Annotated in this window: 23 protein-coding genes; 9 read left to right on the top strand and 14 right to left on the bottom strand. The window is 53.3% G+C overall.

Annotated features, from left to right (window positions below; translation table 11 throughout):
• Nucleotides 1–107: 107 nt before the first annotated feature.
• Together EF096_RS17190 and EF096_RS17185 are read right to left on the bottom strand one after the other, a co-directional pair.
• Nucleotides 108–500, bottom strand: a complete 393-nt coding sequence (locus EF096_RS17190) for a hypothetical protein (protein WP_218565730.1) — start codon at nt 498–500, stop codon at nt 108–110.
• A 53-nt stretch (nt 501–553) separates the two neighbouring features.
• Nucleotides 554–1000 carry a hypothetical protein gene (locus EF096_RS17185; RefSeq protein WP_123891026.1) on the bottom strand — a complete coding sequence of 149 codons (447 nt, stop codon included), beginning with the start codon at nt 998–1000 and terminating at the stop codon, nt 554–556.
• A 296-nt stretch (nt 1001–1296) separates the two neighbouring features.
• Between EF096_RS17185 and EF096_RS17180 the strand changes: the two genes are divergently transcribed.
• Nucleotides 1297–1641: a helix-turn-helix domain-containing protein gene (locus EF096_RS17180; protein ID WP_123891025.1), complete on the top strand. Its 345-nt coding sequence runs from the start codon at nt 1297–1299 to the stop codon at nt 1639–1641.
• 22 nt (nt 1642–1663) lie between these two features.
• Here the strand turns inward: EF096_RS17180 and EF096_RS17175 are convergent, their stop codons facing one another.
• From EF096_RS17175 to EF096_RS17150, 6 genes are all read right to left on the bottom strand, one after another.
• A complete protein-coding gene (locus EF096_RS17175; protein WP_123891024.1) occupies nt 1664–1990 on the bottom strand; it encodes a hypothetical protein in 327 nt (108 codons plus the stop codon).
• A 28-nt stretch (nt 1991–2018) separates the two neighbouring features.
• Complete coding sequence (gene radC / locus EF096_RS17170; protein ID WP_123891023.1) at nt 2019–2507, bottom strand: RadC family protein; 489 nt, start codon at nt 2505–2507, stop codon at nt 2019–2021.
• 17 nt (nt 2508–2524) lie between these two features.
• Nucleotides 2525–3472 (bottom strand): recombination directionality factor, encoded by a 948-nt coding sequence (locus tag EF096_RS17165; protein WP_220469418.1) that lies wholly within the window; start codon nt 3470–3472, stop codon nt 2525–2527.
• A 70-nt stretch (nt 3473–3542) separates the two neighbouring features.
• Nucleotides 3543–4550 carry a YqaJ viral recombinase family nuclease gene (locus tag EF096_RS17160; protein ID WP_123891022.1) on the bottom strand — a complete coding sequence of 336 codons (1008 nt, stop codon included), beginning with the start codon at nt 4548–4550 and terminating at the stop codon, nt 3543–3545.
• A 102-nt stretch (nt 4551–4652) separates the two neighbouring features.
• A complete protein-coding gene (locus EF096_RS17155; protein ID WP_022964304.1) occupies nt 4653–5621 on the bottom strand; it encodes a DUF932 domain-containing protein in 969 nt (322 codons plus the stop codon).
• 87 nt (nt 5622–5708) lie between these two features.
• Nucleotides 5709–6029, bottom strand: a complete 321-nt coding sequence (locus EF096_RS17150) for a hypothetical protein (protein WP_123891021.1) — start codon at nt 6027–6029, stop codon at nt 5709–5711.
• A 241-nt stretch (nt 6030–6270) separates the two neighbouring features.
• On the opposite strand from EF096_RS17150, the gene EF096_RS17145 reads away from it, so the two are divergent.
• On the top strand, nt 6271–8436 hold the full coding sequence (locus EF096_RS17145) for an ATP-binding protein (RefSeq protein WP_123891020.1): 2166 nt from the start codon (nt 6271–6273) through the stop codon (nt 8434–8436).
• Nucleotides 8437–8522: 86 nt separating this feature from the next.
• On the top strand, nt 8523–8855 hold the full coding sequence (locus EF096_RS17140) for a hypothetical protein (protein WP_123891019.1): 333 nt from the start codon (nt 8523–8525) through the stop codon (nt 8853–8855).
• A gap of 393 nt (nt 8856–9248) precedes the next feature.
• On the opposite strand, the gene EF096_RS17135 is transcribed toward EF096_RS17140, so the two are convergent.
• Nucleotides 9249–10151, bottom strand: a complete 903-nt coding sequence (locus EF096_RS17135; RefSeq protein WP_218565731.1) for a chromate resistance protein ChrB domain-containing protein — start codon at nt 10149–10151, stop codon at nt 9249–9251.
• 144 nt (nt 10152–10295) lie between these two features.
• On the opposite strand from EF096_RS17135, the gene chrA reads away from it, so the two are divergent.
• Nucleotides 10296–11672 (top strand): chromate efflux transporter, encoded by a 1377-nt coding sequence (gene chrA / locus EF096_RS17130; RefSeq protein WP_123891017.1) that lies wholly within the window; start codon nt 10296–10298, stop codon nt 11670–11672.
• A gap of 181 nt (nt 11673–11853) precedes the next feature.
• Here the strand turns inward: chrA and EF096_RS17125 are convergent, their stop codons facing one another.
• From EF096_RS17125 to EF096_RS17115, 3 genes are read right to left on the bottom strand one after another with little or no spacing between them, the layout of a single operon-like run.
• Nucleotides 11854–12306, bottom strand: a complete 453-nt coding sequence (locus tag EF096_RS17125; RefSeq protein WP_036991748.1) for a YqaA family protein — start codon at nt 12304–12306, stop codon at nt 11854–11856.
• Nucleotides 12299–13141 carry a nickel/cobalt efflux transporter gene (locus EF096_RS17120; protein ID WP_123891016.1) on the bottom strand — a complete coding sequence of 281 codons (843 nt, stop codon included), beginning with the start codon at nt 13139–13141 and terminating at the stop codon, nt 12299–12301. Before EF096_RS17120 ends, EF096_RS17125 begins: the two co-directional genes overlap by 8 nt.
• A 25-nt stretch (nt 13142–13166) precedes the next feature.
• On the bottom strand, nt 13167–13454 hold the full coding sequence (locus tag EF096_RS17115; protein WP_074778900.1) for a metal-sensing transcriptional repressor: 288 nt from the start codon (nt 13452–13454) through the stop codon (nt 13167–13169).
• A gap of 587 nt (nt 13455–14041) precedes the next feature.
• Between EF096_RS17115 and EF096_RS17105 the strand changes: the two genes are divergently transcribed.
• Nucleotides 14042–14689 carry a HupE/UreJ family protein gene (locus EF096_RS17105; RefSeq protein WP_228744805.1) on the top strand — a complete coding sequence of 216 codons (648 nt, stop codon included), beginning with the start codon at nt 14042–14044 and terminating at the stop codon, nt 14687–14689.
• Between the two features lie 14 nt (nt 14690–14703).
• Nucleotides 14704–15372 carry a hypothetical protein gene (locus tag EF096_RS17100; protein ID WP_036991753.1) on the top strand — a complete coding sequence of 223 codons (669 nt, stop codon included), beginning with the start codon at nt 14704–14706 and terminating at the stop codon, nt 15370–15372.
• Nucleotides 15373–15864: 492 nt separating this feature from the next.
• Here the strand turns inward: EF096_RS17100 and EF096_RS17095 are convergent, their stop codons facing one another.
• Entirely contained in the window at nt 15865–16077 is a 213-nt protein-coding gene (locus tag EF096_RS17095; protein ID WP_123891013.1) for a hypothetical protein, read from the bottom strand.
• Between the two features lie 210 nt (nt 16078–16287).
• Between EF096_RS17095 and EF096_RS17090 the strand changes: the two genes are divergently transcribed.
• The 3 genes from EF096_RS17090 to EF096_RS20330 all read left to right on the top strand — a co-directional run bounded on the left by EF096_RS17090 (nt 16288) and on the right by EF096_RS20330 (nt 18521).
• Nucleotides 16288–16839 (top strand): chlorite dismutase family protein, encoded by a 552-nt coding sequence (locus tag EF096_RS17090; protein ID WP_123891012.1) that lies wholly within the window; start codon nt 16288–16290, stop codon nt 16837–16839.
• A 265-nt stretch (nt 16840–17104) separates the two neighbouring features.
• Entirely contained in the window at nt 17105–17584 is a 480-nt protein-coding gene (locus EF096_RS17085; RefSeq protein ID WP_123891011.1) for a YqhA family protein, read from the top strand.
• A gap of 100 nt (nt 17585–17684) precedes the next feature.
• Nucleotides 17685–18521 carry a TetR/AcrR family transcriptional regulator gene (locus EF096_RS20330; RefSeq protein WP_158611310.1) on the top strand — a complete coding sequence of 279 codons (837 nt, stop codon included), beginning with the start codon at nt 17685–17687 and terminating at the stop codon, nt 18519–18521.
• A gap of 327 nt (nt 18522–18848) precedes the next feature.
• On the opposite strand, the gene EF096_RS17075 is transcribed toward EF096_RS20330, so the two are convergent.
• Nucleotides 18849–19163, bottom strand: a 315-nt coding sequence (locus tag EF096_RS17075; protein WP_148079642.1) for a transposase, incomplete at its 5' end; no start/stop codon positions are given.

Below are 19163 nucleotides of genomic sequence, written 5' to 3'. Positions count from 1 at the left end.
AGACACGAACTCGCCCCTGAGCTTGTCCTCAGGGCTTGAGCAGCCAGCCATGAGCAGGCTGATCGCTATTCCTACTGATGCGATTGTAGATTTCATTGTCTGGTCTCCTACATTCTGGAAAGTACTTGGGATACACCGAGTGCAACGCCAATACCGAGACCAATCAACTGAGGTCCGGCAATCCAGAACAGCTTGTTGAATACCAAGCTGAAAAAGCCGCCTGTGGTGAAAAACATCGTTGGCCGTGCGAAGCGACAAATGGCATCGCCAATCATGGCGCCACCCCAACCGACCAAGCTTCCGACTATTACCGCCAGCAGCTTGGCGAAGAAGCCAGCACGAATAACCATGCCAGAGTTGTTAAAGGTGACCATGACGATGGCAAAGACGAATGCTGCAAGGCCCCATCCGATGGCCCTGCCTGAGAGGGAAAAGCCTTCGTCGTTATAATCTTCGTCTTCACTGTGCTGATTGTTGTTGTCGAGATTTTGTTGGTCCATACAGCATGCTCCTGGTTTCTTATTGAGCTTTTTTGGAAGAGATCAGTTGTTCGCTACCAGGCTGACTGGCAGGTATTTGCGGGGTCGCCAAGGGCCGGAAGAACGCCAATGTTGGTGGTTGGCAGTTTGACGGTTTGACCGCCTGCACTGACTTGCAGAGTGCTGGCGTTACGCAGGCTGTCCCAGAAGTTGGGGAAGTCCTCGCCACACAAACGGCAGTAGGTATCGAAGGGGTTGGTGTTGGTATACCCATCGACGATGACATTGAATCCGTCACCTTGTTGTGAGCTATATCGGTTACCTGCGATGGTGGCTGTGGCCCTGACGTATTCACCGTCTTCACTAGGGCAGGCGATGTAGAGTTCGTTTCCTTTGTCATCAGTAACGGTGTACTCCGATGTGCCCATAGCGAAACCGGACCACCACTCGGTGGCAAAAGCGTGATTGTTGGTAATGACAAGCAGAAAGCTAACGATCAGGGCAGTGCGTAATGTGTTCATGGGTTGATCCTTGGTTATTAAAAACATATCCGCTACCAGCTATGAGGCATGCAGCCAGTAGGAATGATCTGTCTAGCGGGTTGTCAGATTTGCAATTGAGATCAAGACAAGGGCAGAGGGTTTCTTACCGGGAGGGTATGAGCTTTGAAGTGTCAATCTGAGTCCCTTCATGTGGTGTCCTTGGATGATGCAGAATTATTTGATATCAAAACGACTTTATAGGTTGATTCTCATCTCGTTAAGTCCTTCATGTCAATCAGTTGATGCCCAACCATTCGAGTTGAATCGGAGGGCGCATGACGAAAAACGTAGAAAACAAGCGAGCGCAAAGTATCGGACGGGCCATTGCCAAGTATCGGGCTGACGCGGGTATGACACAGGAAAGCGTTGCAGCAAGCCTGGGCATTGGCAATGAGGCGGTGTCACGGATGGAGCGTGGCATTGCCACACCCTCAATCCAGCGACTGTATGAGTTGGCAGAATTGTTTGGATGTGAGGCGGTGGATCTGTTGACTACAGGCAGCCATCATGTGGATGACCAGTACCGCCATCTCAAGCAGATGTTGGCGAAGCTGGACGCTAAAGATCGGGAACTGGTGGTGTCACTTTTAGAGCAATTGAGCGCCCGGCTGGCGCGGTAAGCCTGTAACAGGCCCGCGCCTTTTAATCCTCTGAAGCGCCGGTTAGCAAAAAACCGCAGTTCAGGCACAGACTGTCATAGTCACCCAGCCAATGTTTCTCCACGTTGTTTGCAAGCTCGATGCCCTGAGCGACGCCCTCTGCCAGCACTGAATTGGATTGACTCGCTAGCGCAATCAGCTCACCCAGCTGCGCCCAAGGCTCGTGAGCTCCAGGTTTTGAACTCTGCTGCTTAGCAGCAAACTGCCTGAGCAGAGCATCACAGACGCCTGCCATTACAGCCAAGGTGCGAAGGTTCTGCCTGTGCAGAAGGGTTGCAGCGTCACAGATGCAGCATGTGTTGGTTTGCATGATGTCGTTTCTCCTGTGCTGGTGGGGGTTAAATCAGGCCGCGCTCTGCAAAGCTCACTGAGTCCGCGCCGCCAATCACCAGGTGATCGAGTAAACGTACTTCTACTGTGTCCAGGGCTGTTTGCAGACGCTTGGTCAGGGCGACATCCGCCGTGCTGGGCTCGGGTCTGCCACTGGGGTGGTTGTGGGTGAGGATTACCGCAGCAGCATTGGCATTGAGCACGCATTTGATGATTTCCCGTGGGTAGACGCTGGCGCTGTCGATGGTGCCGTAGAACAGGGTTTCAAAGCCCAGCACACCGTGTTGGCTATCCAGCAGGATCAGACCAAAGACTTCTCGTTCCTCATGGGCCAGTGTTGCCATCAGGTAGTTCTTCACGTGTTCCGGGCTGGTCAGGTAGTTGCTGCGTTTGAAGCGGGCTTCAAGAATGCTTTGCGCCCAACTCAGGACATCTTTTTCCGACAAAGGGATGCCGGCAGGCGGCGCAATGGCCGCCTGTTTGGCTGATTTCTGCATGTTTAACTCCAGAGTGTTTAAGGTTGGTTGCTAGGTGCCACTGGTTGATCCTGCAGGCTGTGGGTGCGCTGCAGGATCAGGTCGTGCAAAGTGGGTTTGTCACGTTTTGGTTTGCGGCTGCTGTAACTCGAAATAGCCGTTGTCTGTGGCGTAGAGGTGACTGTGGCTTCAGGGTAGAACTCCTCCAGGACCTGCTCGGCTTCCTCATCACTGTCCTCAAAGGCGCCATTGAGCAGGCCATCTCGCGCTGCAGCATCCAGCGCAGCCTGGTCAAAGCCTGCATCACGTCGGGCACGCTCCAGGATGTTGGCTTGGGCAAGGGCTTCCTCCATGGACAGACCCGTTCGCACAATCAGATCCACGTAGTAGATCGGTGTGCCATGGCTCTGCCGGGTGGATTTACCGCGCAGTCGGATCTCCAATGGCAAACACGCCAGGCGATCACCCGAGAGCGCCTGCAGGTAACTGAGCCTGGCCGACAGCGTTCGAATGCTGTTGAAGCCCGTAGTCCTGAATACAAAGCTCCCCAGCAGATCATCATCACCAATGGCCACGTTAAGCCGGCCATAGGGTTTGCAGTTGCCACCCTTGGCTAAAGGACAGCCATCCGGGCTGGGGCAGGGCAGTGATTGCAGCCCTTCACTGGTAGAGCGTTTACAGGTCTCTCCATTGCCCACACACAGCGGTCGGCCACTGGTACGGTCAAAGAGGCAGTATTCAGCTCTGAAATTTAGATCAGGATCGTTGAACAGTAACCGCACCGGAATACTGCGGATCTTGCCGCCTTGATCCTTGCGCAGATGCTCATCCAGTGGGTGCAGAACCCAGCCATCTCGAGTCTGTACCTGGGAGGTGATGGTGAATTGATCGTCTTTTTCCGGCAGACGCATGCCGTTCTTCTCGACAACCTTGCCGATTGAGATGCGCCCGAGCACGGGCGGCGTAATAGCCAGACCTTTGATCATGGGAATGCTCCTAGGGAATAACGAAAAAGGGCAGGTCGCTGAGTGAGCGGACTGCCCTGGTTGGGGTGGATCAATTGACCAGAAATCGCCTGCTGCCAGGCTTGCTGATCTGGTATTGGGTTTTCAGGTCAGGGTGCGCCTTGAACAGGGCCTCCATATCCACGGCGGTGCCATCCTTGGCTTTCTTCCAGGTGATCGAACCATCGGCAAACACGGCTTTACTGGCTGCCCCCATGGATTCTTGCAGGCGCTGCTTGAGAACAGATTCTCGAGTGTTCAGGTCAGAGAGTGACTGACGTACCTGCTTGAGCTCGGTATAAGTCTCGTTCAGGGACTGATCCTGAGAGAGGTCAATAACCACACCGGTGTCTTCCGGGTAGAGCAGACGCAGTGCCATGTCAGCGGACTCAGAGCCATCGGCTGGTGGCGGTGTGTCGGTTTCAACGTAATGCCAGAACTGACGTTCAAGCTCGATCAGGTGCTGGATCAAGACCTCATCCCGCTCTATCCGGTACACCTCAAGCTGTTGACCGCCGAGCAGCACAGCTACATCAGCCGCCTGCTTGCCGGTGACAGCCAGTTGGTGCATGACCTGCACCTCAACATACTTGGGCACACCGTCACGCCATAGCCTGGCGCCATTTATACCGGCAGTCTTACATTCCAGGATTTGCACTTCAGCACTGCCAACCACCTCACGGTCTATATTGGCGAGCATCCAGGGGATCTCGGGGTGTTGCAGCACCGCATTAACCTTGCGGACCTTGTTCCCTGTGCGTCGGTGGTACTGGGAAGCGACCACAGGTTCCAGCACCACACCCCAAAATACTGGAGTGCTGTCATCGTCCTGGTTGGGTTTGGCCAGGCCCTGGTCGCGGTTGGTTTTCTCCAGCCACAGCTCAAGTTGTGACTTGTAGGGGTTCAGGCCAATGGCTGCCGAGGAGTCAGAGCTGCCGATACCGCGTTTGCGTACATCGAGCCAATCTTCACGGTTCAGATCCTTGGTGCTGACCAGGCGCAGGACGCCACGCCCAGGCTTATTCGCCAGAGGGGAAGGGGTAGAGTGGGTTGTGTTCATGATGTCTCCAGACGCAAAAAAGCCCGGTCAGCGGTGGCTGCCGGGCTTATGTCGTTAAGGGTGATTTAGGTGGTGTTTGGTGAGATAGTCCAGAGCCGTGAATCAAGCGACCAGGGCCATGGCTTGATCCAGGGCTTTTTGCTTCAAGCTGGCGCCTTGGCCGAACCAGGCTGAGTCCAGACGGTGATCAACGCTGCGGGCACGTTTGTCGTGGTCTACGTATTCGGTTACGGCATTCAGCAAGCCCCAGGCGGTGTTATGCGCCGACTCCAGCTGAGAGCCACGCCCTTTGCCAGCAAACAGATCCTGTACCTTCTGCAGAGCTCTATGCTGGTTAAGTTCACGGCGATCATCGACATCCTGATCGGCATCGCAGATGACTTGCAGGAAATAGCCAAGCGCCTCACCTGAGTTGACCTTGCGTTGGCTGAGGGTTTTCATGCGATACATAAAGTCATCCCACTGCGCTACCGAAACACCCAGCTGCCGCTTGACGGCCTGAGCATCAAACTCAGTGCTATGGGGCACACGGATCGACTGCGCTGAACCATCCAGTGCGATGGCCAGGGTGTTGTTGCAAACCACCCGTACTGTTGTCGGCGTGGCCACGGTCGCCAGGCTTCCATCACAGGAGGTAGCCAGCAGCAGGTAGCCATTGACCAAGTCGTTGCCCTTTAGCACCGAGGCTTGCCCCGTCCGTGCCAAGGCCCAGAACTTGCGACCGCCTTTTAGCACGCCTGCAGTTTCCAGCTCGAAGCCTGCGTATTCGGTCAGATCGCGATAGAACTCAATCACATCGAACGGCTGGACTACTTTGTAGCGCTGCGAGACCACTGACAGAGGAGCCTTTGTGTCTGACCGGTAGAGCACCTTCTGATCTGGAAAGGTGTGAATGCTGCCAAGGTGCGCTGCTGAATCCGACAGAAAGCGCACCGGGGACTCCTCGATGTGCCAGTTCATCCCGGCCTCATGCTGCCATACCTCCAGCGGCTGATGACGGGAGAGCTTGTTACCCAGGCCATGCCAGGGTGTTGAACCAACGAAAGCCATATTTTCAATTTGATGTGCCATGGTGAAATCTCCATAACGGCATAAACCGCCTGTGCCAATTAGCCCAGGCGGCAAAATGAGATAAGAAAGGGAGGGGTGAGCGGACGCTCAGAAATGCGCGTGACAGTCTTGGCAGCGGTGTTGATACAGCAGCTGGTCATCTACCAGCTTGCCCAGGCGCAGGCCAGCAATGCAGCCAGCAAAGGCACCGGTAATGGCGCCAAGTACGGCACCAGCACCTACACCGCCAGGGCCAGCAATGACGCCAACCTGCATGCCGATACGGGTACCGGCCAAGGCACCAGTTGCCGTAGACGTTGCAGCACCGGTCATGCCACCAGCAACAGTGCCAACATAACCGCCAATGCGTTTACCGTAATTACAGAAAACCACCCGCTGCGAACCGCAGCGTGGACAGGATCGAGACATAGTAAAAACCTCATGAGACAGGCCAGTTGAGCGGACTGGCTGTGGTAGGCTCATGGGGGTTATGTAGGATTGAAAAAAGTTTGAATGGAAAATGCTAAGGCAGTGTTTATGTCGTGGGCTTGGAGGGTGGCTTTCGGCCAAGAGCGCTCATCAAGTGTCTTTCAAGACAGGGTCGACTCAAGTAGAGCGCAGGAGTCCGACCAGCAAAACACGCAATAGATTACAACGAAGGGAATCAGACATGAAAACATTAAATATTGACCTGGAAAACTGCTACGGCATCAAGAGCCTGCAAACCAAATTCGACTTTTCCAAAGCTAAGGCGTGCGCCGTCTATGCGCCGAACGGTTCTATGAAGTCTTCACTCGCACAAACTTTCCAGGATGTTGCAGACGGTACTGCCTCCAAGGACCGGATCTTCACGACGCGCGTTTGTAGACGCGAAATCACGGATGAGGCCGGCGCGGACCTGCCCAAGGAGAGCGTGCTCGTCGTTCGTCCGTATGACGAGGTTCTTGGGCATTCCGCGAAGACATCAACGCTGCTGGTCAATCCTCTTCTACGCAAAGAATACGAAGCGCTATATGCCGATATCGAGGCGGCAAAGGAGGCCTTGCTGAAAGCTCTGAAGGTTCAATCGGGCTCCAAGAAGGACATTGAAAAGGAGCTGTCGATTACCTTCACAGCACGCGCCGATCAGTTCTATGTTGCGCTGAACCGCATTAGGGACGAAGTTTCCGAGATGCCAGACTCCCCACTCGCAACAGTTTCGTACGACGTGATCTTCGACGACAAGGTGCTTGCCCTTCTCGGTACCGATGAAGCGAATACTGCCATTCAGGACTACATCCAAAAGTACAACGAGCTGTTGGCCGCATCGACTTACTTCAGGAAGGGAACATTTAACTACTACAACGCAGAAACAGTCGCAAAGCAGCTAGCGGACAACGGATTCTTTGATGCGAAGCATTCCGTTACCTTGAACGCTGACACCAAGTTGGAAATAACCAGCCAGAAGGAACTAGAAGAGCTGGTCGCCAAAGAGAAGGACGCTATCTCCAATGACAAGGACCTGAAGAATAAGTTTGCGAAGCTCGACAAGCTCCTCCAGAAGAACGTCACGGTAAGAGACTTTGAAGCATACCTGCTGAATCATGAGGAGTTGCTGGTCCGACTTGGGAACATACCAGCCTTCAAAGAAGATGTCTGGAAGTCTTACCTGAAGGAGCACTTCGAGCTATTTCAGGATTTGCTGAACAAGTACCACGCAGCGCAGGCCAGACGCAAAGAGATCGAAGGGCAGGCTGAGAAGGAGCGCACCCAATGGGAAGAGGTCATTGATATCTTCAACGATCGATTTTTCGTACCGTTCAAGCTGGATGCAACTAACCGACTGGCTGTCATCCTCGGTCAGGAACCGATGCTAAGCCTCGACTTCACATTTGAGGATGCCGACGATATGGCCGTCGTTGACCGCAATGCACTTATGCAAGCGCTTAGCACGGGGGAAAAGAAGGCTTTCTACGTGCTGAACATACTTTTCGAAATCGAAGTCCGAAAGAAGGCAAAACAGGAAACGCTCATTATCGTCGATGATATTGCGGATTCGTTCGACTATAAGAACAAGTACGCAATCATTCAGTATTTGATGGACATTGCCGAAGATTCCCACTTCAAGCAGATAATCCTCACCCACAACTTCGACTTTTACCGGACTGTTCAGAGCCGGTTTGTCCGGTACCCGGACTGTTTCATGGCGTCGAAGACCGCAACGGGATTAGTGCTTGAGCAGGCTGCGGGCATTCAGAATGTCTTTATTAAAGACTGGAAACCAAAATTCGCTACCGAGCCGAAGAAAAAGATTGCCTGCATCCCCTTCATGCGCAATCTCATTGAGTACACAAAGGATGCTGCCGACCCTGATTTTGTCACGCTAACGTCGCTGCTGCACTGGAAGCCTGACTCCAGTCAAATTACCATTTCAGACCTGGATGTGATCTTCAACAGGCTGTTCGGCAAAAACGTTGCTTCGGCAGAAGGCGCAAAACCTGTTATGGACCTCATCATGCACGAAGCCGGCGAATGCCTGAACGCTGCAGAGGGGATTAACTTCGAGAACAAGATCGTGCTAGCCGTGTCGATCCGACTCACCGCCGAACGCTTCATGGTGAAACGTATTAACAATGCGGCCTTTGTCGCAGGTATCGACGCAAACCAAACGCCTAAACTGTTAAAGAAGTTCCGGGAGCTGTTCGGCACAGAGCTGAAGGCGATCAAAGTCCTACAGCGCGTAACTTTGATGACTCCGGAGAACATTCATCTAAACTCTTTCATGTACGAGCCAATCTTGGACATGTCTGATGAACATCTGCGGAGGCTGTATGGCGATGTTATCGCACTGGGCTAAAACTGAACCACCTCAAGCTTGATGTGCAGTTCGTCTTGCTGTTTTTGTAGGGAGCGGCCGCAAAATTCATTGATGAAGGAGGCGCAATGCCCAACCCACTAAAAGTTCTCGACCACAGCTTTAAATCACAAATGGAAGCAGAACAATTTTTCTACGGCATTCGGGATAAGTATTTGGCCATTGGGGGTGATATAAAAGACTCTGCGGATTTCGACCTGCTATGCGAACTTTACGTCAAATACTGCGAGTACACCGATTGGCCCCTACCAGCGTCGCCAATTGCATTTTATACGCGAAACATCTCGCGTGGAGTTGGACCCAAGGGCGGGACGACGCAGGGCTTCGTCGTCAAATTTAACAACGGGAGCGAGCAGGAGTTTTCCGCAAAGAGAGCCATCAGAGCGTTAGCAAGCCGGTAAAGCTTTGATCCTGAGGTCGGTGGGGGCGCGCGACACATTGAGGGTCCTTTATTGGCCGATTCAAGCCTGTTGCGACAGACGACTTTCGGCCAAGAGCAGCCCTCCGAGTATCAATACGGTGGTCTGCCCCGATTATCTCTGTCTTTATATCTGCTCGGAAACTCTTGAAGGAAGCAAGAAAGGTATGCGACTACACAAATGGCTGCAAAACAACAGACTCACGGGGCTGGAGTTATTTTTGCTAGGGGGCTGCCATGGAAAGTAGAGAGCAGCTGTGTGAGCAAGCCCTCATTCGCATTCTCGATAGTCTCTATTCCGATGGGGATCAACAGCTAAGTTCATTTATAGTTACTATGCCAGGGAGGCCGGTAACGCATTTTGTCTGCGCGACGCTCATTCCCGGTACGGGTCTCCTGTCAAATACGCCTGATAAAGGTCGTCAAACAGCATGTTGGTATGTTGCAGGAGCGCATCATCATCATCATCACAACGTTCCTTGGCCCCGAGCAGCATGAGTTTTAACCCTACTGCCTCTGGAACGGGGGGGCCTCCCACATCCAGGTAGTGAACTAGCTCCCCAATCTTGCTTAAACCCAGTTGAGTCTCAAGACTGAAACTCCTCAGCAGCACTTCAAAGGTGACCTTGTCATCAACATGGGTGAAGTTGGCTCCATCAAAATCATACCCTAGCGCATCTGGCGGGCACTGGTTTGGGTGTTCCAGCCACACGAAGCGAGCCTCGGGATCAATAAAGCGCTGGATCAACCAAGCCGATGCTAGCCGATCCACCCAGGGGCGGCGCCGCGTGGCCCAGCATCTTCCGATAAATGCAGAGCGATCAAGCAGTGGGATCTCGGCCTGGTTCGGCTGCGGCTCGTCAGGCACAAAGCAACGATTAAAGACGTTCTCCGCATCTGCCATGGCTGTGACGGCGTGCTCACTTTCTGCGCGTGGAAAGAAATCGATCTCCATAATGCTTTGCAAACGTCTCTGTAGCTGGGTCAATTGACGCTGTGCTTCTCGCTCCTCCAACTGAGGGCATGCCTGCTGCCAGTCAACCACCGCTGTTCTTAAGGCTTGAAAATCTGCCGCTCGATCAAAGAGCGAAGGCAAATCATCAATGCCATCTATGGCTGACTCCTCTAACTCAATCAGCAGCGCGTCACCTCCCAGCATCTTGATTTCGCTGGCCTGCTGCTCCAGGGCCTCTCTGCGGGAGGAGCTGGCAGGCAGCAAGTAAACGCCATCTCTGAGTACCGCCACACCTAAGCTACGAAGAGCGCGCCAAATCCTCATGCGAGGCGTTCCCGCCCGCCCGCTGAGGCGCATGATCAATATTAACCAGTGTTGCATGTGATCAGCCATAACGCCCTCTCGTTGTATTCATTACAATAACGTTATACATTCTACAAAAATCCCGCCATTATTAAAGAGTGCGCCATGCCCCCAAACATTGAATCGTCCCATCAGGTACCGTTTCGTGAGGCCGTCAGGGTCTGGTTACGAATTGCATTATTGAGCTTCGGCGGCCCAGCCGGTCAAATAGCAGTGATGCACCGCATCCTTGTCGAAGAAAAAAAATGGATTGGCGAGCGCCGTTTTCTCCACGCGCTCAACTACTGCATGATGCTACCGGGGCCAGAAGCGCAGCAGTTGGCTATTTATATCGGCTGGCTAATGCATCGCACCAAAGGTGGCTTGGTCGCGGGCAGTCTCTTCGTGCTACCGGGTTTTATCGCCATTCTAGCACTGAGCTATCTGTATGCAGTCCTGGGCAATGTTGGAGCTGTTGAAGGGCTCTTCTTTGGCTTGAAAGCGGCGGTACTGGCAGTGGTGCTTAACGCAGTTGTACGTATAGGCAAGCGAGCTCTGAAGAATTGGATAATGCTTGGCATCGCCTCTGCGGCTTTTGTCGCCATCTTCCTTTTTAAGGTGGGGTTTCCACTCATTATTTTAACCGCAGCTCTTCTAGGTTATTGGGGCGGGAAGCGCGGCATGACTGCCTTTGAAGTGAGCGGTGGCCATGGAAGTGCTGACGAGTCAGTTCTTAGCGACCGAGACTCCATACTCGGGGAAGGACTCCCTGCACATGCAAACCCCAATCGCCAGTGGTCGCTACGCATGTCAGCCACCCTACTGCTGTTGTGGTTAACGCCGGTCGTGCTCCTGTTGGCAATGTTTGGTAGCGAGAATGTATTCAGCCAGATTGCTCTCTTTTTCAGCAAGATGGCGGTGGTGACCTTTGGGGGTGCATACGCGGTGTTGGGATACATAACCCAAGAGGCGGTGCAAAATTATGGATGGTTGGCACCGGGCGAAATGCTCGATGGCCTCGGCATGGCGGAGACGACCCCGGGCCCGTTAATTCAAGTGGTGCAGTTTGTCGGGTTCATGGGTGCTTATCGCGAGGCCACAGGCCTTGATCCCTTGGTAGCAGCGACGCTGGCTGCGCTGCTGACGACCTGGGTTACTTTCGTTCCTTGTTTCCTTTGGATATTTTTAGGGGCTCCGTATGTGGAGCGTCTACGCGATAATCGCGCACTGAGCTCCGCGCTGTCAGCCATTACCGCTGCGGTAGTCGGGGTTATCCTGAACTTAGCAATCTGGTTTGGGTTTCACGTTATTTTCGCTGAAGTAGGCGAATGGCGCTTTATGGGAGCGCGTGTGTTAACGCCAAACCTAGAATCCCTGGATGTACTGTCGTTGCTACTGGCTGTAGGCGCCATGGTCGCGATTTTTCATTTCAAAGTCGGCATGATCAAAGTGCTGGCAGGGTGTGCGATTCTTGGTGTTTTAGCTTCTCTTGTGGTTTTTTAGCCAGCGGTCGCGCTATTGACGTCAGATGCAGATGAACATTAACTCCAGGTCAGATTCCATGCAGAAGAAAACTAAGACCGCCAAGTCATTACGCAGTTTGAGAACGACGACTGAATATGGCCGCGCCTTTAGTTCGTCGACGTTCAAGGCTTAAGCTCGGCTGTCAAAAGCCCCCTTGAGCTCAAATAAACCATCCTAGCGTGACGGCTGCCAGCAGCAGGTAGCGGGCAGTCTTGGCCAGTGTGACGATCAACAGAAAGCTCCAGAAAGGTTCGCGCATAACGCCGGCGACCACGGTCAGTGGGTCGCCAATAATTGGCACCCAACTGAGCAGTAACGACCAGCGGCCAAAACGATGGTAAGCCTGCTGGGCTTTTTCCAGTTTGCGCTCGCTGACTGGAAACCAGCGTTTTTGTCGATAGCGCTCTATAGAGCGGCCCAGCAACCAGTTGACGGCGGAGCCAAGCACATTGCCAGTGGTTGCGACCGTCAATAATGCCCAGGCAGCGTAACGGTCTGTCAGCAACAGCCCGACCAGCACCGCTTCTGACTGCATCGGCAGTAGCGTGGCGGCACCGAATGCCGCAAGGAAAAGTCCAAGATAGCCGGAAAGCTCCAGCCACGCGTCAGGCATTGAGCCCGGTCCAGCCGTGAATGCCGATATATATACCCACCCCGATAATCAGTACGCTGGAAAAATAAGGGGCGCGGCGTGCCACCGTGCTGAGCCAAGGCCAACGATTGGATGCCTGCCGTGCGCCGATGGCGGCAGCGGCGCCGACGGTGACCAGCGTGATTGCCAAACCAATACTGAAGCACAACACCAGTACCGCTCCCAGCGTGACTTCCTTCACCTGCAGACAGAGCAGCAACACAGTAATCGCCGCCGGACAGGGGATCAAACCCCCAGTCAGCCCGAACAGAATGATCTGGCCGGTGCTGACATTGCCATTGCTGAAACGCGTGCGAATATCCTGGGCATGCGCTCGTTCGTGGGCATCCTGATAACCTTCCAGCGACAGCTCAAGCCCTCCAGCTTTGACATGATCATGATCATGGTTATGGGCATGTTCATGTTCATGGTGATGCTGATGTGCACTAGCCGCCTCGAGCTGCCATGTTTGCTCGCCCTGCCAGGTGCGCCCCAGCATCCACAGGGCGATGAGAATAATGATGGCGGCGCTGGCAAGCTGGAAGTAGGGCTCGGTAGTGTCAGCGTCGAGATTCTGCCCCAGATACATGCCAAACATGGCCACTAACCAGACCACCGCCGTGTGAGAAAGCGTCGCTGCGAAACCAAGCAGAACGGCCTGTTTTACTGTGCCGCGAATCGCCACGATAAACGCCGCCATCATGGTTTTGGAGTGTCCAGGCTCCAGGCCGTGCAGAGCGCCTAATAAAATGGCGGTGGGAAAATACAACCACGCCTGGGAGGCCCCCTGCTGCAGTAGTTCGGCGAAACTCGACATGGAAGAAACCCTGCTGGGAAAAGTCTTAGAGGTATTTGGTGATTTGCTTGAAATCTTCCAGTGGTGCACGTTCACCCCCGGAAAGCGCCTCTACCGTGTGCTCCAGACAGTGGTCAATATGGTCCTGAATAAGTGTTCGCTTGGCTTGGCAGACTGCCTTTTCTACCGCGTGCAACTGTTGTGCAATATCGACACAGGGGCGGCTGCTTTCAATCATGGTGATGATGCTACGTAGGTGACCCTCTGCCCGCTTCAATCTTTTGACGATATCGCCATGGCTTGAGTGCTGGTGCCCCTCTGCGTTTTCGCTCATGTATTGAGTCTCATGTCGGGATGGATTATGCTCGCATCCTATCCCCCTGGAGGGGATACGGTCAATCCGTCGAATCAGCAAGACTCACGAGCCCCAGGCACCGGACCCTCTAGATATGCCCAGCAAGCCCATCAGCACCAAGGTGATATTTGCCCTCGCTCTCGTCATATTGATGGCATGGGTCGGGCATAGCTCGGCATTAGTGAATGGCGCCAGCCCGCCCGCTCACGCGCATTCGCACGGTAACGACGCTCCCACCTGCACAATCTGTGCGGATCACTTCCATTCATCGCTGACTGCCGATCACGTGCACGAAACGCCGCACCTGAATATGCCTCTGGGCCTAAGCGCTCAATCGAAGAGTGCGGCGCTTCTGCGTGACGCCGGCAGTTTTGTGCCTGCGGCACCGATCTTTTTAGTCAAGCGGCCTCCCCGTCCTGATCTGGTGTGCTGACAACGCCGCCTCGCGACTTTTAACCACCGTCATTCAGGACTAAATAATGCATTCTTTTCCAGGAAGCGATTCGGGCAGATTCCCTGTAGGCTCGAATCGCCCGCTATTACTGTTTTTACTGTTCACCGCGCTGATGTTTATAGGTATGCCTGACGCATTTGCCCACGCTGTCGCCGAAGGCGACAAGGGCTACATTCAGGAAATCACTGGCGTGAACCTCATAGCCTTCATGTACCTCGGGGCCAAGCACATGGTCACCGGCTATGATCATCTGCTGTTTCTGCTGGGGGTGATTTTCTTCCTCTACCGCATGCAGCATATCGCTATTTATGTAAGCCTGTTTGCTGTTGGACACTCGCTCACCATGCTGCTGGGCGTGTACTTCAATATCGGTATCAACAGCTACATCATTGACGCGATCATCGGCCTTTCTGTGGTGTACAAGGCGCTGGATAACCTGGGCGCTTACCAACGCTGGTTTGGCTTTCAACCCAACACCAAAGCCGCCACCTTGATCTTTGGTTTGTTTCACGGCTTTGGCCTGTCGTCGAAGATTATCGAATACGACATCTCACCGGATGGGCTGGTCCCAAACCTGTTTGCGTTCAACGTCGGCGTGGAAATGGGCCAGCTAATTGCTTTGGCCATGATCCTGATTGCAATGAACTTCTGGCGTAAGACTGACGGCTTCTTCCGTCATGCCTACACCGCCAACGTAGCCATGATGGGCGCGGGATTTCTGCTTATTGGCTATCAGCTCACTGGCTACTTTATTGCTTGATTCTGGAGACATTTATGTACAACACCGATATGCCCTCACGCGCTGAACTACCCAGTAGCGCAAAACTGATTCGCTCTACCATCATCTCCGCCATCGTTGCATTGGTGCTTCTGGTGACCGTCGTCATGCCAGCCGAATACGCGATTGACCCGACGGGTGTAGGCCGTTTGTTGGGTTTGACTGAGATGGGCGAGATCAAACAGCAACTTGCCGATGAAGCCGCTGCTGATGAAGCCGCGCAGTTGACGGCGGTGCCTTCCGCTGCTGAAGAGCTCTCACCAGAGCCGACGGCCCCGGTTCAACAGACAGTTGCTGACCCTGAGCCACAGGCAGAGCCAATTGTCGCAACGCCTGCTCCAGCGCAGCCGGAATGGCAGGATGAGGTCCGCGTAGTGCTGACCCCTGGCGAAGGCACTGAGTACAAGCTGACTATGGAACAAGGTGCGATTGCCAGCTTTCATTGGGTATCAGAAGGCGGCCCCGTCAACTTCGACACCCACGGTGATGGCGGTGGCCAGTCTATCTCTTATGAGAAGGGCCGTGGCGTTACGGAGGATGAAGGCGATTTGACGGCCGCGTTCACGGGGAACCATGGCTGGTTTTTCCGTAACCGGAATAATGAGGATGTCACGTTGGTGCTTCGCACTCGTGGCAACTACGGTGAGTTAAAGCGGGCGATGTGAAGCGGAAGACCTGATTAGGTGCCGTCACGCCCAGGCCAGTCTCGAATTGAGGCTGGCTTGGTGTGGGGACCATAAACGTGTGCTTCTGGTAGATATTGAAACCTTCCTTCACACCTCTTGGACTGTTGTCCGCTTTTGGCCGATACCTGCCTGTTGTGACGGGCGGCTATCGGCCAGAAGCGGCTACAAATTGCCATCAAACTGTTGGCAATCAACAGTAGAAAAAGCATTATGGAAGCAACTGCTCACGCGCAGTCCCATTTTCGGCTGCATGAATGCCTTGCTTATTTGACACAAGCATTCATTCCTCCCACCTATGGCGACCTGCTGTGAAGCCCGGAATTATGCCGCATTCGGATTTAATGGACTTATATCGCGTTCGATATAACGTCGTAGTAGAAGGGAGCGAAAGATTCATAACACACTGATCTACAAGAGAAGAATCATTATTTCGAGCGAAATGTTAGGCTGCGAGTTAGTCACGCATGCGGTCTAATCACTGTTAGGCATATAGAGCTCAGGGCCGTGCACACAACGGAAATTGCAGAATGAACACTCCAGCACCGTGCACATCCCGAGAAAAGAATTCAGCGTATTTAAAATCGCTGGCGGCCCGAAATGCGGTGGAAGCAATATCATCACGCAGGCCATAAAATCGCCGGCGGTCTGGGCATCCGCTGAGAGCAATGTCATCACGCTGGCCATAACATCACGCCAGCTAACCCCAAGTGGAAAGGCGAAGGAACGCATGCAAGTACATCAAAAATCAAAGGCAGGTACGGCGTCGCATCCGCGCCCTGTTGCTGGTCTACGAACCGCTTGCCTAACAAGCGGTTCAAATCGCTCGCTCCGCTCACTGGGACGGGCTAAAGCCCGCCCCTTAACCAAACGTTAGACATTTAGGGCACCCATCACATGAACAAACATTATTCATTCATTGGCGGTTCCGAAGGTTCATGGCGAGTCACAAGCTGTGAAACCGTCATTGGCATGCCTCTTGAAATGGTGCAAAGGGTCAATGTCGTTAATATGCCCTCAATCAATTTGGTCGAACGTGGCACCTGGACACTTCAAGGCTTTACAAGCAATGTACGGTACGCTGAACGGCAGGAGATCAATCAACTTCGTGCAAAGCAGGAAGACTTAAATCGTCCTACGTCATCATGTGCAGCGCTCATTCCAATAAAGAAAAGTCCAGAGTGGTGGGCCATGTCGCAAGAGGAACGGCGCAATATTTTTGAAGCACAGTCACACCACACAGAGATTGGGCTGGCTTATCTTCCAGAAATCGCAAGACAACTGCATCATTCTCGTGATCTCGGTGAACCGTTCGATTTCTTAACTTGGTTCGAGTTCGCCCCGGAGCATACTGCCTTATTTAACAAACTATTGGCACAGTTACGTTCATCAAAGGAGTGGGAGTACGTCGAACGCGAAATAGATATCCGACTTGTGAAAAATTTCTAACAATTGGTTCAAATCGCTCGCTGTGCTCGCCGGGACGGGCTAAAGCCCGCCCCTTAACCAAACGTTAGTGGCTTTTCTCCAGGTCATGTCAGGGTCACGAACGTTTGAAGTAATCCAGCAGTAATCCGACAGCTCCAGTGTTCGGCTAACGCCGTAGAAAGCACAATCTAGAGGTTGATTAACGAGATAGTAGATGGTCCGGTGAAACCGACTAAGAGAAAATTGTGAGTCTGTAACTGACGTTGTGACGCGGCCCGGAGAAATTATGATCGAGAAAGTTTTCAGAAGTAGTCGGTTTATGGTGTGGGTGGCAGTCGTTATCTGTGCGGTGTCATCTTTGCTCTTGTATGGTGCCTCGGTTAACATAACCTGGAATACCGCACTGGATGTAGTACGTGATATACCTGTCTCTGCTGACGACGGCAAGAGCCTCGCGGTTCGCCTCCTGAAGCTGTTGGATCTCCTGCTGATCGCTATTACTTTTCAGATCATGGCGGTTAGCCTGTATCGTCTGTTCATCCGTCCGGTGTCTGATGATGACAGAGAATCCCAAAACCCTCTGGACATTAAGAGCTTCCATGATTTGAAGATAACAGTAAGCCAAGTGGCTGCTGTGATACTGGTGGTTCTGTTCCTTGAGCAGGCGGTAGAGATTGGCGCTACGATCGCTACGTTATACTTTGGTGCTGCCATCGGTATCATTATTTTGGCCTCGGTATTCGCGTGGAAGAATATGAAAGACTGATGCACAGCACGCGGTTAGACGTCACCTGCTGGTTGCCTGAACTAGAGAGGCAACCACTCCGCAGAGAATGTAGGCGGCCAACGCTTCATGGGAGCCTGCTTTGGGCAAGAGCCAACGTCACGGGCGTCTGCCACTAACCAATCCAAGCATAGCGACACCATTTCGGTTGCGGCTTCGCCTTCACTACAAAGCTGCGCGTGTTGGCGGCGTTATGCGCATCCATAGAGAGGGTACTCTTATTATTGAAATCAGGAAGGCAGAAAAAGCGGACGTTCCTGCGATACTCGACCTTGTTCGAGGAAAAGCGGAATTCGATGGGTGTTTGAATTCGCTTCAATCTACGGAAGCTGACATTGAGGAAGCTTTCTTCTCCGAACAACCCAAGGCGTTTGCGCTCTTGGCCATGAAGTCAGGCGAGGCCGTGGGTATCGCGACGTTCAGAACAGTAGTTGCCGAAGCCAAGGCTAGTCATGGTTCGGTTGCGTACTACTTCGGTACGCGCGAAGAGTTGATCCGGGAAGCGATGGTGTTGGTCGCGAACCGTAATATCGAAGCGCTGGCCGGTGTGCTCGAACAATTCGAATCTGTTCCAGGCGATCCGCAATCGCTTGCCGAGATCATTGCACGCCACTCCACCCAGCAGATGATCGAAGATCGCAGTATGGGGATCACTATCATCGAATTACACCTAGCCGCCGCTCGCTACCCGGAACTACGGCCGGTTCTGCGCGACTGGGGGAGGGCCTACGCGCGGATTATTCACCGCATCCTGGCCAATCTCGGATCCTCCGACCCCAATGCCGACGCGGCCCTACTCACCAATACAATCAATGGCCATGTTATCGGTCAATTAGCGCTACAACGAAAGGATTTCGAGTCCACGGTTCTGCGTCCGGCAATACTCAGGTTGCTGACAGCGATCGCCGGCTCCACTTGAATCCCAGCGCAGAGACGTGGCGCCAACAAGTCTATCCGCACGAACGCAGATCCTTCCTGCATACCTCACTGCAGTGTTCCAGCTTTGCATTTACTCGATAAGCAGTTCGAGAATGGGGTCGAGTGGAATAGTTCAGCGGAGAAGATCATGATTAATGGCCGCTTCTGGCCCAGAGTGTGTAAAAACACTTTTCGTATGTTGGATGACTAAGCCCAGTGCTCTTGGGCGAGGCGTTTTCCCGGACATTTGCCAAGATCAGTGTCGATAGCGCGTCAGAACGTGTATGAAGCTCTTTGGCACCTCCTGGAGCAGTAAAAGCTGAGGCTTTTACGCTGCCATCGCCTTCAGCAAGCCTTCTGTACTCATGATTTTCATAACCCGCTTCATGTTATAGGCGAGCACATTCAAGCTCATCTCCGCACTCACCCCGTTCAGTTTTCGAGTCAGGAAGTGTGTTGCCCCCATCCATTGTTTGAGCGTCCCGAAGGGATGCTCAACAGTCCGTTTTCGAACCCTCATCATCTCCGGTGCTTGATTCAGCTGGCGTTGCACTTCCTCCAGCACAGCTTCATGTTCCCAGCGCCTTACCCGACGATTTGTGCTTGGCGTGCACTGGGTTTTCAGGGTGCAACTCTGGCATTT

The organism is Pseudomonas neustonica, from assembly GCF_003797945.1.
GTDB lineage: Bacteria > Pseudomonadota > Gammaproteobacteria > Pseudomonadales > Pseudomonadaceae > Halopseudomonas > Halopseudomonas neustonica.
This window is presented reverse-complemented; position numbering and strand designations above follow the sequence as displayed.

Bases quoted from the DNA above. Each gene is read 5' to 3' on its own strand.
- EF096_RS17190 (WP_218565730.1), bottom strand. From the start codon at position 500: ATGGACCAACAAAATCTCGACAACAACAATCAGCACAGTGAAGACGAA.
- EF096_RS17185 (WP_123891026.1), bottom strand. From the start codon at position 1,000: ATGAACACATTACGCACTGCCCTGATCGTTAGCTTTCTGCTTGTCATT.
- EF096_RS17180 (WP_123891025.1), top strand. From the start codon at position 1,297: ATGACGAAAAACGTAGAAAACAAGCGAGCGCAAAGTATCGGACGGGCC.
- EF096_RS17175 (WP_123891024.1), bottom strand. From the start codon at position 1,990: ATGCAAACCAACACATGCTGCATCTGTGACGCTGCAACCCTTCTGCAC.
- radC (WP_123891023.1), bottom strand. From the start codon at position 2,507: ATGCAGAAATCAGCCAAACAGGCGGCCATTGCGCCGCCTGCCGGCATC.
- EF096_RS17165 (WP_220469418.1), bottom strand. From the start codon at position 3,472: ATGATCAAAGGTCTGGCTATTACGCCGCCCGTGCTCGGGCGCATCTCA.
- EF096_RS17160 (WP_123891022.1), bottom strand. From the start codon at position 4,550: ATGAACACAACCCACTCTACCCCTTCCCCTCTGGCGAATAAGCCTGGG.
- EF096_RS17155 (WP_022964304.1), bottom strand. From the start codon at position 5,621: ATGGCACATCAAATTGAAAATATGGCTTTCGTTGGTTCAACACCCTGG.
- EF096_RS17150 (WP_123891021.1), bottom strand. From the start codon at position 6,029: ATGTCTCGATCCTGTCCACGCTGCGGTTCGCAGCGGGTGGTTTTCTGT.
- EF096_RS17145 (WP_123891020.1), top strand. From the start codon at position 6,271: ATGAAAACATTAAATATTGACCTGGAAAACTGCTACGGCATCAAGAGC.
- EF096_RS17140 (WP_123891019.1), top strand. From the start codon at position 8,523: ATGCCCAACCCACTAAAAGTTCTCGACCACAGCTTTAAATCACAAATG.
- EF096_RS17135 (WP_218565731.1), bottom strand. From the start codon at position 10,151: ATGAGGATTTGGCGCGCTCTTCGTAGCTTAGGTGTGGCGGTACTCAGA.
- chrA (WP_123891017.1), top strand. From the start codon at position 10,296: ATGCCCCCAAACATTGAATCGTCCCATCAGGTACCGTTTCGTGAGGCC.
- EF096_RS17125 (WP_036991748.1), bottom strand. From the start codon at position 12,306: ATGCCTGACGCGTGGCTGGAGCTTTCCGGCTATCTTGGACTTTTCCTT.
- EF096_RS17120 (WP_123891016.1), bottom strand. From the start codon at position 13,141: ATGTCGAGTTTCGCCGAACTACTGCAGCAGGGGGCCTCCCAGGCGTGG.
- EF096_RS17115 (WP_074778900.1), bottom strand. From the start codon at position 13,454: ATGAGCGAAAACGCAGAGGGGCACCAGCACTCAAGCCATGGCGATATC.
- EF096_RS17105 (WP_228744805.1), top strand. From the start codon at position 14,042: ATGTTTATAGGTATGCCTGACGCATTTGCCCACGCTGTCGCCGAAGGC.
- EF096_RS17100 (WP_036991753.1), top strand. From the start codon at position 14,704: ATGTACAACACCGATATGCCCTCACGCGCTGAACTACCCAGTAGCGCA.
- EF096_RS17095 (WP_123891013.1), bottom strand. From the start codon at position 16,077: ATGGCCAGCGTGATGACATTGCTCTCAGCGGATGCCCAGACCGCCGGC.
- EF096_RS17090 (WP_123891012.1), top strand. From the start codon at position 16,288: ATGAACAAACATTATTCATTCATTGGCGGTTCCGAAGGTTCATGGCGA.
- EF096_RS17085 (WP_123891011.1), top strand. From the start codon at position 17,105: ATGATCGAGAAAGTTTTCAGAAGTAGTCGGTTTATGGTGTGGGTGGCA.